Raw genomic sequence first — 15,765 nt, forward strand, 5'->3', positions numbered from 1 at the left:
GCGTCAAAGACCTGGCTAGCGAACGACTGATCAAGAGGCGCAAGTGCAACTCGTTTTTCGACATCGAAGACCGCAAACATTTCAGCTCAAATCCACGGTTCCGGTAGCACCGTTAAAGCGGTCAACGTCAACGCCGAACTTCTGCAACATGGTCGTATATAGATTATTTAGCGGTGTCTGCTGGCCTCGCGGCAGCTTGGCATCCACATGTCCGCGATGCTTGAAGCCTCCACCAGCGATCACGGTTGGTAAGTCACGGTTGCTGTGCCTTGCCGCATCACCCAAACCGGTGCCAAACAAGACCATTGTCTTGTCCAACAAGCTTCCGTCACCACCATTCCCAAGCGACGCCCCTTGCAACCGGACCATAAAGCGAGCCATTTGCTCGATATAGAACTTGTCGATGATGTGCAATTGACGCAAACGCTCGGGCACGTTGCCGTGATGCGATAGCCCATGATAGCCATCCCGAACACCATCTAATTCAATCGTTCGATTGTGCATTCCAAAGCCGGCGGTGAAGACCCGACTGGAGTCAGACTGAATGGCCAAGAAGAGCAAATCAAACATCACCGGCGACAGAAAACCATAGTCGTTACTCGAATGGGGACTTCCGTTCGGGTCGTAGTCCACAATCGGCTTGGGCTTTTTCAGCCAATTTTGCATCCCCTGCAACTTAATTTCCGCTTCGCGAATCGCGGTTAAGTACTCATCCAATTTCTGGCGATCCGATGGATTCGCTTTTCCCTCGAATCGCTTTGCTTGACTGCGGACGATATCCAGAATGCTGCCTTGTTCATGCAACTCCTGTTCGCGTTCTTTGATCGCTGCAGCGGAATCGCTAACAAACAATCGCTTGAACAAATCGCGTGGATCGCGGTCTTCCCGCACCTTGATTCCCGATGCGGTCCATGAAGCATTCAGAGAACCACCCAGGCAAACGTGCAAAGAAGGAAACCTCGTCGCGTATCCGACATGCGAAGCCGCAACCTGGTCCATCGAAACATTTTCACCCGCCCTAGCACCAATCGCGTTTACACCGCTTAAAAATGAATTCATTCCCTGGTGCTTCGTAGAAATGTTTGGATGATCCATGTGCGAATAGACCGTGAACTGATCACGCAATTTCGCCAGCGGAGACAATGTCGGCGACAATTCAAAGTCAACGCCTGTCGACTTCGGGAAAAACGCACCGGGATGCACACCAAGGGCACTGCTGATACACACCATCCGCATCGGCTCATCGTCTCTAGCACGCCTTGATGCCCCCACGGATTCCATCGTGGGAAGAGCGATCGAAATACCAGCCGCTTTTAAAAACGAACGACGCTCGCCGCCGAAAGCAGACCGCCCCGACGATCGCTGCATTAACTGTCGCGAGTCTCTTTTTCGATATCGTTTCATTTGCTTTTCTCGATCGACAACTCAATCCGCAGCGATAGCCGACTTCGCACGAAGCCGATGAGATGAGATGTCGATAGAGCAGGTTTTGAGCCCATCGACATCCCGACCGTTACCTAAGTCATCACTTACTCGACTTGTCACTAACTGTTTTCTTCACCTGTGGCGGAACTCGTCCGTAATCAGGATCGTAGACGGGGATCCCCATTCCTTGCGGCGTCTGCCACCCGGCCTTCGGGTGATGAGTAACGTACGCGTAGTACGGCGTGGCGGTCTGTTCAGGACCAATAAAAACCGGAGCCAATCGCGTGATTCCCTTTTGAAGGGTGACCTTGAAGGTGACTTCCTTAGCCCCTTCGGGAATGTCGACCGTTTCGTCAATGTCACCGATCAACAACCTAGCTTGCCTATAATTGAACGCCTTGCCATAGGTACCATCATTGATGCCTTTGTCGGCCTCGACTGGCCAACGGCGTAGCGAAATCTCATATTCGCCATCACGCTCTACTTCGATAGCCCAATAGGATTCTTCAGCAACTTCACCGCGAATAACATGGAATTGGTGCCATGGTGGAAGTTGGTCGATTAACCAGTCGTGCGACGAAAGCGAAACAATCGGGGATTGATCCGAACCGATCACCATGTAACTGGTCAGATTATGTTCTCGCGAAACGTCGTTCCAAAAACCGTCGTATTGATCACGCAGACGCTTCAATACCTCGGGATAATCTGCGGCGATATCGTTGGTCTGTTTCGGGTCGGTCTGTAAATCATATAGTTCTGTGCCGTTTACCAAACGCCAACGGTCCGTCATGACGGCACTCTTGCGGTACTTGATTGGATCCACGACCCGCTGCGACTCCACTATGAGGCCACGGTCCGGCCACTCTTTCCCATCGCCATAGATCAAGTCGCGGATGTCGCTTCCATCAAACTTGATCTCTGGAGCGTCCAACCCACACAACTCGATGAATGTAGGCAGAATATCGATGTGTGCTGTCAGACGCTCGACTGATTTCCCGGCTTCAATCTTTCCATCCGGCCAACGGATCATAAATGGAACGCGGTGCCCGCCTTCATATTCTGAATTCTTTTGCCCACGCATACCGCCATCGTAGCCACGACCATCCTTCACGCCCGCAGCGGTTCCATTATCGGTCATAAAGACGAGAATTGTATTATCGGCAAGCCCTTCCTCATCAAGCATCGCCATCAACTTGGCCATGTTATCGTCCACATTGGTAATCATGCCGTAGAATTCCGGCAGGGAAACTTGCGGATTGCCTTCATAGGGCTGGACGTATTCTTCAGGGCAATAATAGGGGCCGTGCGGGGCGTTGGTGGCGATATACGCGAAGAACGGTTTTTCCTTGTTCGCCTTAATGAACTTCATCCCTTCGTCGAACCAGATGTCAGTACAGAAGCCTTCAAAACGCTGATGCTTTCCATTGACGACATACGTGTCATCGAAGTAGTCGTTGCCCCAGTAGTCCGGTGCTTGGCCGACGCCACCAGCTTCGTGATATACACAGTGCTGAAAACCTCGATCTTCCGGCCGATACGGGTAACAATCCCCAAGGTGCCACTTACCGAACATGCCCGTGGCATAACCGTTGTCTCCAAACACATCCGCCATCGTGACTTCGCGACGCCGCAACATGCTGCGACCCTGCACGGTATGCCAAACGCCCACGCGATCGGAGTAGCGACCGGTCATTAAAGCCGAACGCGTCGGCGCACAGGTGGGATCAACGTGGAAGTTATTGAGTAACGTCGACTGCCGACTCAATTCATCAATATTTGGCGTTTGAATTGCTGGATTGCCAGTGAAACCAAAATCGCCATACCCTTGATCATCAGTAATCACGATAACCACGTTGGGCTTCGCATCGCCCGCAACCAATGACGACATTGGCAAGACCAATGCGATGGCTACAACAAATTGCTTTAGTCGATTCATGAGTTTCTCGTTGATGATTGGGTGATCGTTGTCGACGATGCTTGGTGCTACCGACTGTCACCCTATTTTTGAACTTGATTACTTTTTTGCAGACAAGACCCCCAGAATGACCTTCGCCACTTGATCCCCCTGGGCACGTCGCCCGTCCATATTGAAGTGAACATTGCCCGGCTTGGTCCACCAATCTGAATGCTTTGGTTTGGTCAAAGCAAACAGATCGTTGATCGTAACCTCCGGATGCTGACTGAGCACCTCCATTGCCGCCAGATTGTATTTCTCGGCATCGCCAGCAAACCGTCCCGGTTCCCCCTCTGGCACTGGCGTGGTCGTCGCGAAGACCAGTTTTGCCTGCGGTGCGACGTGTTTGAGATACAAAACGATGTCATTCAGATTCGTCTTGTAATCTTCGATCGAGGTGACCTGCGCACCGTTCGTCTTGTCCAGCTTATTCTGATGCAGGTACTTCAAGTCGTGCAGCCCGACATTGAATTGGATGACATCCCACTGAAACGTCCACGCACCACTCAAATCATCGTCACACATGACTTCAAGCATGCGTTTTAAATTCCCGACGAATGCTCCGGAATGCGAACCGTTGCAATGAAGACGATACACATTGGCCTTGCCCGCTAGCTTAGCTCGCAGAGGCTGGGTGTAGTGAATCGAAATTGAGTCCCCATATATCAGCACATTGGGTAGCGCCGGATCGTTCTGAACAAACGCAAATTCGGGACGTTTGATCATTCGTTGCCCGACAAGCTTATTCCAGGCTTCTTCCGCCGTTTCAGCTTGAACAGTGACGGCCCACAGGCAACAAACCAGAGCCAAAAGTAAACTTCCCGACCTTTTCATCATCATTCACACCTTGTTGTTTTCGAAACATCACTGTTCTTCAGCAACTCATTTCCGTGTCTTCGAGAGACATGACTCAGGTGGACTAGCGGGCAGTGTCTTTTTCCAAGCATGAATTTGCCCCGTTAGCTGTGCAACCGTTTCGGGATGATTAGCAGCAAGATCAGTGGTCTCCGCCCAATCCGCTTCGATGTCATACAGCTCCACCTTCCCTAGATTTTCGTTTAGTAGCAACTTCCACTTGCCAGCTCGAATGCCTTGGTGAGGCCACGTGTACGCACTCTTACGAGCAGGTGCCCATTCCCAAAAAATGGGTTTGCTGCGTTCGAATGATTCTCCTTTCAACGCTGACATCACGTCTTCGCCATCAGGTCGATAATCATCCGGCAACGCCCCAGTCGCTAAAGTGACAAAGGTCGGCAACAGATCAACTGCAGTAAGAACCGTATTGCGGTCAGTCCTATTCGCCGGAATCACGCCAGGCCACCGAGCGATGAACGGCACTCGAACCCCACCCGCATACAAAGACCGTTTTTGGCCTTTGAGGTCTCCCTTTTCGCCTACCGAATAGTACGATCCGAGCCCAGGGCCCGTTGATTTATCGTCTTGTTGCTTCTTCTTTCCCGTACTTTCAGGACCATTGTCCGAAGAAAAGATCACCAGGGTTTTTTCATCCAAGCCGCATTCTTGCAATGCATCTAATACGCTTCCAACCCCATCATCCGCTTCGGCAACCACTGCAGCATAGACCTGCTTTTGCTCATCCAGATGTTCAAACTTCTTCAGATACTTGTCTTTGGGATAATGAGGAGTGTGTGTTTCATGCAGCCACAAATTAATGAAGAACGGTTGGTCCTTGTGTCGCTGGATAAAGTCAACGGCCCGGGAACAGGTCTCTTCCGTGGGCATTTGCTCGGTATCTTCCCCAGGCAAATTGAATGCACCATATTCGTCGTACCCATATGCCGTGGGCATTGGACCATCGGGAGTCTGGTCGTTGCTTAAGTGCCACTTGCCGAAGTGAGCAGTGGCGTATCCTGCTTCTCGCAACATTCGTGGCAACATGGGTGCTTGCGGATCAAGCCAGTCGGGCATCCCCGCCCTCACATGATGAGCGATGGTTGCGAAATGTTGATGCACGCAATGCCGCGCGGGGAACTGCCCCGTCATGACGGCGGTGCGACTTGGGGAACACACCGGATGATCGACAGTGAAGTTCTGGAAATCGGTGCCCTCTTTTGCCATCCGATCCAGACGCGGCGTTTTGCAAAACGTGCTTCCATGGATTCCTAGATCCGCGTAGCCCCAATCATCCGCAAAGACGAAAACGACATTTGGCTGCTCAGCCCCCTGTGTGACACTCACGCACAGTAAGGCTAGCAATCCGAACGTTATTCTTCCGACCATTCTATTTTTCCTTTTCGATTAACAAGATCCAACGTCACGCTGGCATATTCGAAATTGCGGCGAAAGACCCAACCGTTTCGTTCCGCATCGCCTTTTGGCGCACCAAGTTGTTTACCGTATTCGACATAATCCACTAATTGCCCGTCTTCGATGTCGTAGCCCCATCCATAACAAAAATAGCTATTCTCCCTCGCACCGATTAGATAACAGGCAAGCGGGTACGTCATCGACTTCCGAGCAAACGCTTCCTTCTCTTCAGCCGGTTTCCGCATGAAGCTCTTGTTAAGCCAATTGATGTCGTGATCAGGCCATGCCTTGTACAGGACGATTTTGCCAGCGTCTGCCGCTTCGGCCGCCATTTTCCAGTACGCCACCATGTCTTCTTTTGTGGTTGAACTGAGCTGATCAAAATGCTCGATCTGTGCGCCATCGGCGAAAGGCAAGAATTCAGTCCCGGCAGCAGCGTTCCCATCGGGGCCGCCCGCTTTGGAACGAAAACCGTTGTAGATCAGCAAACGCTCTTCACCCATCACTGATTTCAACTGTTTCATCATGTCCACTGCAGCAGCATCCAGCTCAACGGCTTTGTCCATCCCGCCAAATCCGGTTCGCAACCACAAGGGTCGTTTCGCTTGCGAAATGGCGTCCATGAACACGCCGTCAAACCCGAATTCTTTGACAGCGCCGCCCAGCGTTTTGGCCCACCATTGACGCAAATCCTGATTCAATAAGTTGTATTGATAGACGGGAACCTTTCCATGCATTGCCTTGAGCAAAGGTTCGCCCGTATTGATGTCTCGCAACGTCCAGTCTTTAGGATGCGTTTCAGCGAAATCAAAGTTGTATGAAGTGAACGGCCATGCGATCAGCGTATTCCAGTACATCAGGACCTTGGCGTCTGGATTCGCAGCCTTGATGCGATGGGCGTCCGCTGCGGCAACCCGTTCGGGATGGTCGCTGTCAGAGAGACGACCATGGGCCTTTTCAAGACAGATGAAGTTAGACAGCCGCGCGGCCGCAGCAACCTGCTCATCGGTCATCCTCTTCTTGCTACCAAAGTGCAGGTATACCGGCACCGTGTCCCATGAAAATTCCGGCGTTTGCGCGGATGCTGGCATTGCCCACACGCACGAAAGACAAACAACAGCCATCGTCAATAATTTGTTCATTCGATTCAAATCAGCCACGGCAAATTACGAGAGCTAGAAATTGGTAAAGACGAAGGTTGTTGGCGACACAGACGCATGTCGTTGATCCACGAGCGTGACATGGGCCTGCTGTAAACTCGTTTGATCTAAACTCAAAACGGCGTTGATCCACTGCTTCAGTGCCGATCGGATTTCCGTACCAGATGCATGAGTCGCGTATTAGCGGCCCCCATCAACGCCGAAACGAAACGCGTTTATTGCTTTGTCGATGGCACTAATTCTTCGGGTGCGATCACCCCATCCGAATTGAGATCAGCTTGCCGAAAATGTCGATCATGGATTGCCAAGAACTCGTCGCGAGACAGGCGGCCATCGCGATCTTTATCACCAAACTTAAACGATGGATGCGAATGCTCTTCCTTGCTTAAGAAATCACTTTGGTCTTTGTCCTTGCGTGCAAAACCGGCGACAAACGGGGCGACATATTCATCTCGTGTGATCTGACCATTTCCATCGGCATCCAATTGCTTAAATTTTTCGGACTTCACAATCGACTTAGGGGCCGACGTTATGTTCGGCGTGGAAGCTGACTTCGCATTCAACGCTGCCTTAGAGAACGTCCTCTTCTCGCTGGCGACTTCCGGATAGCTAACCAAAAATTGATTTTCATCGATCAGGTTAAGGTAGTAATGAGTCGCCCCCTCGGGCAGTTCCACCTTCACGGTACCAGGTGATGGGACATCGGCTACTACTCGCAACCACTCTTCGTCGCGGTCACCGCCGTTGGTCGTATAAATCAAATCAGCCCGAACAACCTTCGCTCCGTTTTCCTGATAGGCAAACGTAACGATGTCCTCACTCTTGCTAACTGCAACGACCGTTGGAACCGCATCCTTGCGCGGCAGTTCACTACGACAATTAGGATTGTAGTAGGGGTAGGTCGCGTTCATTCCGGTCAGAATCTCGGTTAGCTTCGCATCCAACTCAGCCAATTTTTCAGGCATCGATTCGGCCAAGTTCTTCGACTCTTCAATGTCCCCTCGTTCCTGCACACCGTCCGTCGTCTCGTAGAGACGAAACAGTTCAAATTCAGTTGTCGACGGATTGTTGAGATGATCGTAGTTGCGAGTCAGCTTGTAATCGCCAACTCGGATGGTGCTGGCGGGCTGACTACCGTGCGGGAAATGCCACACCATGGTGTCACGCACCGATCCGCTAGACGTCTTAACTAAGGACGAGTCAGTCGGATCCGTGGTCAACAAGTTCGTCAAATCGCAACCATCAAAATGCTTGCCGGTGGGCTTTTCAGTGTCGGTGAGTGACAAAATGGTCGGATAAAAATCAAGACCGTTGATCATCACGTCACTTTGGATTCCGGCGGGTACACCGGGGCCAGTGATAATAAGCGGGACTCGCGTGCCGCCTTCTTCAACGTGAATCTTGCCATGATCAAGCGGATAGTTGTCGGTGTAGCGTTCCGTCGGCCCACCCTCCATACCGCCATTGTCAGACGTAAAAATAAGATAGGTGTTTTCGCTCAGCGTATGTCCTGGCCAACGTGGGTCTTCCGTTTCGTCCAGATAATCGAATACTTGACCAACGTAGTAGTCCAATTCCTGAACCATTGACGCGTAAAACGGGTTCAACTGGCCCGGCGTGTCCCTGGTGGGCACGTCAGTCGGATCGGTTCCCAATCGATTGACGTACTTTTGCAGATGAGCCTCCGATCGCGTATGGATTGGAGCGTGAACCAGCCAAGTAGCGTAATAGAGAAAAAAGGGCTGGTCTTTGTACTGCTTTAAAAACGTCAAAGCGTCTTCGTTGGTTTGATGAAAGGGATAACCGTTTTCATCAAGGCGATAAGGGTCGTCAGGCGCATCGGTTGCAAAACCACTCAGCCGATCCGGCATTGATTGTCGGGAACCGCGATCACAACGCGTGTAGTCAAAACCAAAGGGCTCGCGATTGGAAGCTTCCCTTTCGCCACCATTGGAGATGTGCCACTTGCCCGAGTGGCCAGTCACGTATCCGTTTTGTTGCAACAATCTTGGCAACGTTAATTCGTTAGGCGGAAGTCCCGCACGTTGCCATGGAAACATAATCCTCGATGATTGCCCCAGCGGTACCGGCGGCGTGCCGCCACGAACACTTGTCTTTTGGGCACGGGCGGCATGAACACCACTTAGGATCGCACACCGCGATGAGGCACAAACGGGTGTCGGAGAATAACCCTGCCAAAACATCACACCTTTTTTTGCCAACGCATCGATATTAGGCGTCTCATAAGGGCAAGGTTCGTCAATGTCATAACAGCCGACATCTTGCCAACCCAGATCGTCCGTCAACAGTAAAACGATGTTCGGCTTAGCGGGTCGACCGTCGGACGCCAAGCAAGCCGAAACTGAAAAGGTCACAAGCAAGACGCCACACTGAATTAACATTAATGCGGTTTTCATGAATTACGCCAGTGCAAACAGAGGTGGGAAAGATGGGGGTGGGGGATTGAAGAGGGCGTTTCCCTGGACAGACCGGTAACTATTACGCGGAAGCCTGCACCACAAGATTGCGAGGGCGACTGTCCATCCAGCTCACGCCCATTCTAATTCGCTGACCTCAACTCATTGAGATCAACTCAACGAAAGCATCGAATTCGAAACAAGGATTCCTTTCCGCATTCACTCCGTGCCAGGTTCCGATTCGACCAGTTTCAGGACGATGATCTTCTTGCCGATCGCTGTCTTTTTGGGGCCATGATCGAAATACTTGCAATCAAGAAAGATCTGCTTTTGATCCTTCAATGCAGTCGACAGAATTTCTTCATATTCCTTTGGCAGCTTGTTCTTCTTATAGCCCAGTTGGCCTGGAACGAACTTAACCATTCGCAGCTTCATGTCAGTGGGCACGAATCGGTAAACCTCTCGACCATGCGTTGTGAAACGATCGACGCTTCCAGTACCGGCTTGCTGAGGAAACTCTTTATCAGCGGCGGCAACATCGGTGGAAAAACCGAAAGCCAAAAGCACGCCAACTAGAATGGGGAGAAGAAAGGGGCGTTTTTTCATTCCTAGACTGCTTTTAGTTTTTACTAACGAACTTGGATTTTCACTCGCGGATAACGTGGATCTAGTCGCTCAATCTTGCGTCTTTTCGATGCCGAAACAGACCAGCCTTCACCACCCATATAGAATCGCTATCGCGCAGTTGAATCAAAGCATGATTTGCGACGCACGCCTAATGATTCACGACACACCGGCAACCAGACCCCCAAAACATGCCCCTAGTGACTTGGAATGGGATATAAAGAGAGGCTTTCCGAAAGTAGCCGACGCTCTGAAGCCACGAGTTAACGAATCAGCATGAACCGATCCGGCCCCCGAACATTCCACGCAGTTGCAATGGGGATTGTCGCGTTTTCGCTGGGGCTTTTCGGGTTAGGAAGCGAACACACGACCGCTGCCGAAACCTCACTGAATCTGGCCACGCTTCCGCTGTCCAAACTGGAAGAACGAGCGGTCGAGATTGATCGGCAATTGGGGCAACTCTCGCAATACAGCCTGCGCAGCGGAGTCGGAGCAATCGGCTATCGATCCACCGCGAGAAGATCGCCACCGCCGCCTCAGTGGGTGGAAGTCAAACTTGAGAATGAAATTCTGATTGACGAAGTTGTCTTGGTGCCAAACATCTGGCGTGACATGACGATGGGGTTTAAGTCAGACGGATTCCCGCTGGATTTTACCATTCGAGTCGGCACCGAGACCGACCACATTGGAAAACTGGTTGCTCAGCACAAAACAATCGGCGACAACCGATCTCGACTAGGACCGCTGGTAATTCCTATCGATAAAACGTTAGCGTCCTGGGTGCGAGTGGAGGCCACGCGACTTTCGACGCGTGCATTCGACGGTCGTTATGTATTTCAACTTGCCGAACTGCTGGTATTCAGTGACACCGAAAATGTCGCATTACGGCGGCCGGTCAAGGCGAAAACGAACTCCGTCGATCGCGCTGGAGCTTGGGACAAACGCTATTTAGTCGACGGCCAAATGCCGTACCTGATGAATTCGTCCGGCGGAACACCCAGTATTTCTTACGTAAGCCCACATGGTGAACGTCCTGTCTTGCACCTCGACTTGGAAGAAGAATACCTGATCCATCGGCTGCACTTGCACGCGGTCGACCAGAGCGACACGGTCCCGCAAGCACACGCCGGAGACCTCGGGATGCCGCAACACCTGAAAATCGAATCGGCCACTCGGCCGGACTTTTCCGACGCCCAGGTCCTCATCGACTTCCAAAGCAAAAGCATCAAAGAAATCGGGCCGATCATGATGTGGAGATTTCCACCGATTAATTCGCGATATCTCCGATTGTCTTCAGCTGACCCTAAGCCGGAAACCAGCGAAGCGTTGGATACGTTTCGTATCGGGTTTGCCGAAATCGAGGTCTACTCCCGCCGCAACAACATCGCGATCGGCAAGCGAGCGTACATCGAGGGTGAACCCGACCAGCCATTTCGCACACTGAAGGCTCTGACGGACGACAACAATCTTTATGGCCAGATCCTACCGATCCGGGTCTGGATTGAGGAACTTGCGCTGCGACATGACTTGGAAACGGAGCGTCCATTGCTCCAAGCTGAATTGTCGCGTCGGTACGAACAACAAACCAACGACCTCACTCGGATGACCTGGCTGGCAGCACTACTGGCGGCTGGAATTGGGTGCACCGTGTTGATCGAACGGATTGTCCGGGCAAGAAAAATTGCCGAGATTCGCAAACGGATCGCAGCCGACCTGCACGATGAACTTGGTGCCGACCTCCATGTGATCGGCCTGCTCGGTGACTTGGCCCAGAACGCGACCAACTCCCCCGACCGACTGAAAAGTCTGCACGATCGAATTCGGATGATGAGCCAGCGGGCCAGTTCCGCTGTGCGACATTCGACTAACATGGCACAGGACTCGTTTTTGCATGCCGATTTGGTTCAAGACATGCGCCGGTCCACCCAGCGAATCATGGCCGATTTGGACGGCCAATTAACGATAGAGGGCGAAGAGCACTTGCAGGTCCTGAAACCGCAAACTCGGGCGGACCTATTTCTCTTTTACAAAGAATCGCTCGTCAACATTAGCCGTCACAGTGAAGCAACTCAATTTTCGGCGCACCTGAAAGGCACAACTAACGAAATCAGCCTTCGCGTGACCGACAATGGGCACGGTATCACAGACGCACAGACAAGCGGCACAAAAACGAATAGCGTTCCTGGTTCGCTAAAGCGCCGGGCACAGTTGCTTCGAGCAAAAGTGACGGCCGAGCACCCGGAAGCGGGCGGAACCTGTATTCTATTGAGATTGAAAGTAGGGCGTTGGAGCAGGCGGACTTGAGACAATCATGAATCGAACAATCAATGTCATGTTGGTGGAAGACCACCCCGAATATCGCGAGGTAATCGAGATGGCACTGTACGAAGAACCCGACATCGTCTTGGTTAGCCAAGTGGGTTCGGCGGAAAGAGCGCTGCGCAATATCAAAGACCAGTCGTTTCACCCGCAACCCGACGTCATCCTGTTGGACGTCAACCTTCCGGGCAAGTCGGGGCTGGAATCGCTCCCTGCCTTTCGACGCAATCTGGCGGACGCGAAAATCATCATCCTGACCCAATCCGATCGCGAGGCCGACGTCATCGAAGCTATCCAACAGGGAGCCGTTGGATATCTGCTGAAATCTTCGACCGTCAATCAAATTGTCGATGGGATTCGAACCATCGCCAACGGCGGCGCCACGATCGATAGCAACGTGGCGAAGTACATCTTCGATTCGGTGCAAAAGCACCAACCGTGCGAAGAGCTCGCCCATGCGTTGTCAGAACGAGAACTCGAGATCCTATCCTTGCTCGGGCAGGGGCTGCTGAAGAAACAAGTCGCAAAGGAACTGGATATCCGCGTTCCGACGGTTGCCACCTACATCCGCCGAATCTATGAGAAGCTAGACGTCCAAAACGCACCATCGGCAATCAGCAAAGCCTACCGGCTGGGCATCTTTCCGACGGGCAAGGACTGAAAGATCTGGCTAATCAATAGCCACCAAGTCAGCGATTCGCCGGACACTGACTTGCTAGTTAGCGATTACGCCAACTCGCCAACTCGACAACTCGACAACTCGACAACTCGACAACTCGACAACTCGACACTTTGCCGGTGGGATATGCCAGTTGGCCAATCCGCTTAGGCCTTAGCTCGCCAGGCCAAACAGACAGTCGACACGTGCCTAATAACCCAGCCTGGACTGGCAACATTCCGGTTGCCGGTATTTTCATCACAACCGGCCCCGCCAAGTATTTCTTCGAGCGACTTTGCCCGTACTGTCGATCCACATGAGGGTGGTACCAGACAAGGGCTGATTCCGTGTTGTAAGCCCTAGGACATACGCAGATTCAGTCGCAGGGAGCAGGTTGTGAGCGTCGCGAGTAAAACGGTGACTCGGCCTTGGCAAATGCAAAGTGCATTTCTGAGTGGACCGTTTTATGATCACACCTTGATCATCGGCGTCGCGTTCATTGCGATCCTATCTGGCTACTTAGTACACGTCGAGCCAGGACTCTTCACGCCGATTCTGTTCTTGGATTTGTGGCTGCTGGGCTACCATCATGTCATCTCGACATTCACCAAGCTGGCTGGCACCCGTCAAGATCGTCAGGAAAACCAATTCCTGCTTTACCGGCTGCCGTTGATCGTGATCGCCGCCGTGGTCGGCTGCTATCTAGTTGCGGGAAGTTGGTCGATCGTGACCATCTACTTCTTTTGGCAATGGTACCACTACACGCGCCAGGCTTACGGGATTTCTGCGTTTTATCAACGCAAGTCAGGCTTCAAGCAACCTATTTTAAGATCGCGTTTCGATCACGCTGCAGTTTGGGCGATCCCCGTGTGGGGACTTATCCATCGGTGCACCGAAGGCTGGGAAACATTCATCTATCAACCAGTTTGGTTGCCAGCGTTGCCTGCCGTGGCAAGTTCCATTGCGATGTTTGCCGCAGTGGCCATCGTACTGGTGTGGCTGATGCTGCGAATCGACGATTTGGCAATGGGCCGGTTTAGCTATGCACCGTTTATGTTCTTGGTCAGCCATCACGCCATTTTCTACGTCGCCTATGTTCTGACGCCGGACATGACCACCGGATGGTTAGTCGCAAACGTTTGGCACAACGCACAATACATCCTGTTCGTTTGGCTGTTCAACCAAAACCGCTTCCGGGGCCCTGAAAAAGAGGCTCTATCGCCGTTGATGTTTTGGCTATGTCAACGCAGCCCCTATCGAACGTTGATGTACTTCTTAGTTTGCATCGGTGTCACCACCGTCGTGTACGGCATGCTCGACCAAGGCACACAATTGATTGCCGCAGACAACGTAACGATGCTGCTGGGTATCAAGGTTGTTCTTTTCCAATCGATCAACTTTCACCATTACGTTGTTGACAGCTATATCTGGAAGGCTCGCAAAAAGTCCCATCAAGAGATCATGAATGTCCCCGCCTAAACCCAGCGTCCAACCCACGCTGCCGGAAACGGGTGAGCGAACGAAGGTTGCGAATAAACTGTCGCATGGTGACGCCAGTGAACCAAGCTGGTGGGATCGCCCTAAGAATGCCATCACGGCGTTAGATGGATTGCGAGCGATTGCAATTTTGCTAGTGATCGGTCGGCACGGTGTTAGACCTTTTTGGGGTGAACAGGGATTCCTGAACGTTTCCGGCTGGGATCTCGGCACACCAATGCACAACGGATGGATGGGCGTCGATCTGTTTTTTGTCCTGAGCGGGTTCTTGATCACGATCCATATCCTGAGGCGGTACGGAACGGAATTTACCGTTGGTCATATGGCCGACTACGGTCGCCGTCGTGCCTACCGAATCGTGCCGGCTTACTTCGCTGCGATTGTGATCGCAATTTTGGGTCTGGTGCCATTGTTCGTTGTGGCGAACGAAGATCTAGCCTGGCGAGTGGGCTACCACTTGATGTTCCTACAAGATTACCTGCCCGCCAACATCGTTGTGGTCTTTTGGTCGTTGGGGGTCGAAGAGAAATTCTATCTAATCACTCCGTTCGTGCTGATGGGAATCTTGCGTCTACAACGGCACCGTGCTCGCTACCCATGTCTCTTGAGCATCATCGCTTTGCCGGTACTTTTCCGCATTGCCAAAGTTCAATTGGGAACCGTCGCGACTGACTACGAAGGGTTCTTCCACGAATTCCGAAGTCCTTTTCACCTGACCTTCGACGGTTTAGCGATGGGCGTTCTGGCGGCGTTCATCTATCTAGAGAAGGACAAGTTCGCTTGGACCCAGAATCCTCGCATTGCTCACTTGATTTGCTGGTCCGGGATTGGCGTATTTTCGGCATTCCTGTTCTTCGTTCCGCTGCTAGATCAAGTCAGTCTGTTTGACATCACGCTTCTGCAAAGTTTGGTTGCGATGGCGTCGGCAGCGATATTGCTGGGGCTTGTTTTAGGCGGCGGCCCCGTTGGTTTGCTCAGCGGCACGGGTCTCTTTGCGATTGGCAAGCTTTCTTATGCTTGGTATCTCGTGCATTTAATGGTGATTCCTCTGTCGGTCTGGATCGCCCAAACTGTGCTCGGATCGTCGGCGTTGAACCTAACTGTCTTTGCCGTCTTCGCGTGCGTGTACCTGCCACTTTCCCTGGTATTTGCGATCGCTTTGCATATGCTGGTCGAGCGTCCCTTCCTTGCTTTACGTGATCACCGTGCGAATGCTGCCAGCATGACACAAACCACTCCGCAAAGAATTCGAACGGGCATCCGAGGATCACGCCGGGTGTCGCCTTCACGTGGTTAAATAGGCTGGCCAGTTTTGGTCTAATGAGTGAACCCCCTCCGCGCTGCTAGCGGTTCGTTCTACGATGTCTTGTCGCGAGCATAGCGTTTCACGCTTGCTTCAAAACGGAACGGGACACGCAAGGAAGAACATTGGCAAAGAAATCC

At 52.1% G+C, this 15,765-nt stretch carries 11 protein-coding genes; 4 read left to right on the forward strand and 7 right to left on the reverse strand.

Annotated elements, in window-relative coordinates:
• Window positions 1-81 precede the first annotated feature (81 nt).
• The 7 genes from ACR3ZL_RS26105 to ACR3ZL_RS26135 form a co-directional block, all read right to left on the reverse strand.
• Complete coding sequence (locus tag ACR3ZL_RS26105) at window positions 82-1,404, reverse strand: DUF1552 domain-containing protein (RefSeq protein ID WP_473650165.1); 1,323 nt, start codon at window positions 1,402-1,404, stop codon at window positions 82-84.
• A 121-nt stretch (window positions 1,405-1,525) separates the two neighbouring features.
• Window positions 1,526-3,361, reverse strand: a complete 1,836-nt coding sequence (locus ACR3ZL_RS26110; RefSeq protein WP_473650164.1) for an arylsulfatase — start codon at window positions 3,359-3,361, stop codon at window positions 1,526-1,528.
• 78 nt (window positions 3,362-3,439) lie between these two features.
• The gene (locus tag ACR3ZL_RS26115) at window positions 3,440-4,219 is read right to left on the reverse strand and encodes an SGNH/GDSL hydrolase family protein (protein ID WP_473650163.1); all 780 of its coding nucleotides are present in this window, start codon (window positions 4,217-4,219) and stop codon (window positions 3,440-3,442) included.
• Window positions 4,220-4,261: 42 nt separating this feature from the next.
• A complete protein-coding gene (locus ACR3ZL_RS26120) occupies window positions 4,262-5,620 on the reverse strand; it encodes a sulfatase family protein (RefSeq protein WP_473650162.1) in 1,359 nt (452 codons plus the stop codon).
• On the reverse strand, window positions 5,605-6,789 hold the full coding sequence (locus ACR3ZL_RS26125) for a putative glycoside hydrolase (RefSeq protein WP_486173081.1): 1,185 nt from the start codon (window positions 6,787-6,789) through the stop codon (window positions 5,605-5,607). Before ACR3ZL_RS26125 ends, ACR3ZL_RS26120 begins: the two co-directional genes overlap by 16 nt.
• Before the next feature lie 233 nt (window positions 6,790-7,022).
• Window positions 7,023-9,224: a sulfatase-like hydrolase/transferase gene (locus ACR3ZL_RS26130; RefSeq protein WP_473650160.1), complete on the reverse strand. Its 2,202-nt coding sequence runs from the start codon at window positions 9,222-9,224 to the stop codon at window positions 7,023-7,025.
• A 219-nt stretch (window positions 9,225-9,443) separates the two neighbouring features.
• The gene (locus ACR3ZL_RS26135; protein ID WP_473650159.1) at window positions 9,444-9,830 is read right to left on the reverse strand and encodes a hypothetical protein; all 387 of its coding nucleotides are present in this window, start codon (window positions 9,828-9,830) and stop codon (window positions 9,444-9,446) included.
• A 294-nt stretch (window positions 9,831-10,124) separates the two neighbouring features.
• Here ACR3ZL_RS26135 and ACR3ZL_RS26140 point away from each other — a divergent pair, with 294 nt between their 5' ends.
• The 4 genes from ACR3ZL_RS26140 to ACR3ZL_RS26155 all read left to right on the forward strand — a co-directional run bounded on the left by ACR3ZL_RS26140 (window position 10,125) and on the right by ACR3ZL_RS26155 (window position 15,619).
• Window positions 10,125-12,152, forward strand: a complete 2,028-nt coding sequence (locus tag ACR3ZL_RS26140) for a histidine kinase (protein ID WP_473650158.1) — start codon at window positions 10,125-10,127, stop codon at window positions 12,150-12,152.
• A gap of 7 nt (window positions 12,153-12,159) precedes the next feature.
• Window positions 12,160-12,828, forward strand: a complete 669-nt coding sequence (locus tag ACR3ZL_RS26145) for a response regulator (RefSeq protein WP_473650157.1) — start codon at window positions 12,160-12,162, stop codon at window positions 12,826-12,828.
• A gap of 393 nt (window positions 12,829-13,221) precedes the next feature.
• The gene (locus ACR3ZL_RS26150) at window positions 13,222-14,304 is read left to right on the forward strand and encodes a hypothetical protein (RefSeq protein ID WP_486173082.1); all 1,083 of its coding nucleotides are present in this window, start codon (window positions 13,222-13,224) and stop codon (window positions 14,302-14,304) included.
• On the forward strand, window positions 14,291-15,619 hold the full coding sequence (locus ACR3ZL_RS26155; protein ID WP_473650155.1) for an acyltransferase family protein: 1,329 nt from the start codon (window positions 14,291-14,293) through the stop codon (window positions 15,617-15,619). The genes ACR3ZL_RS26150 and ACR3ZL_RS26155 overlap by 14 nt, the downstream gene beginning before the upstream one ends.
• The last annotated feature ends 146 nt before the right edge of the window (window positions 15,620-15,765 follow it).

It is taken from the genome of Rhodopirellula sp. J20-39 (assembly GCF_057365095.1).

Coding starts and splice junctions, on each gene's coding strand:
- ACR3ZL_RS26105 (WP_473650165.1), bottom strand. CDS start 1,404: ATGAAACGATATCGAAAAAGAGACTCGCGACAGTTAATGCAGCGATCG.
- ACR3ZL_RS26110 (WP_473650164.1), bottom strand. CDS start 3,361: ATGAATCGACTAAAGCAATTTGTTGTAGCCATCGCATTGGTCTTGCCA.
- ACR3ZL_RS26115 (WP_473650163.1), bottom strand. CDS start 4,219: ATGATGATGAAAAGGTCGGGAAGTTTACTTTTGGCTCTGGTTTGTTGC.
- ACR3ZL_RS26120 (WP_473650162.1), bottom strand. CDS start 5,620: ATGGTCGGAAGAATAACGTTCGGATTGCTAGCCTTACTGTGCGTGAGT.
- ACR3ZL_RS26125 (WP_486173081.1), bottom strand. CDS start 6,789: ATGAACAAATTATTGACGATGGCTGTTGTTTGTCTTTCGTGCGTGTGG.
- ACR3ZL_RS26130 (WP_473650160.1), bottom strand. CDS start 9,224: ATGAAAACCGCATTAATGTTAATTCAGTGTGGCGTCTTGCTTGTGACC.
- ACR3ZL_RS26135 (WP_473650159.1), bottom strand. CDS start 9,830: ATGAAAAAACGCCCCTTTCTTCTCCCCATTCTAGTTGGCGTGCTTTTG.
- ACR3ZL_RS26140 (WP_473650158.1), top strand. CDS start 10,125: ATGAACCGATCCGGCCCCCGAACATTCCACGCAGTTGCAATGGGGATT.
- ACR3ZL_RS26145 (WP_473650157.1), top strand. CDS start 12,160: ATGAATCGAACAATCAATGTCATGTTGGTGGAAGACCACCCCGAATAT.
- ACR3ZL_RS26155 (WP_473650155.1), top strand. CDS start 14,291: ATGTCCCCGCCTAAACCCAGCGTCCAACCCACGCTGCCGGAAACGGGT.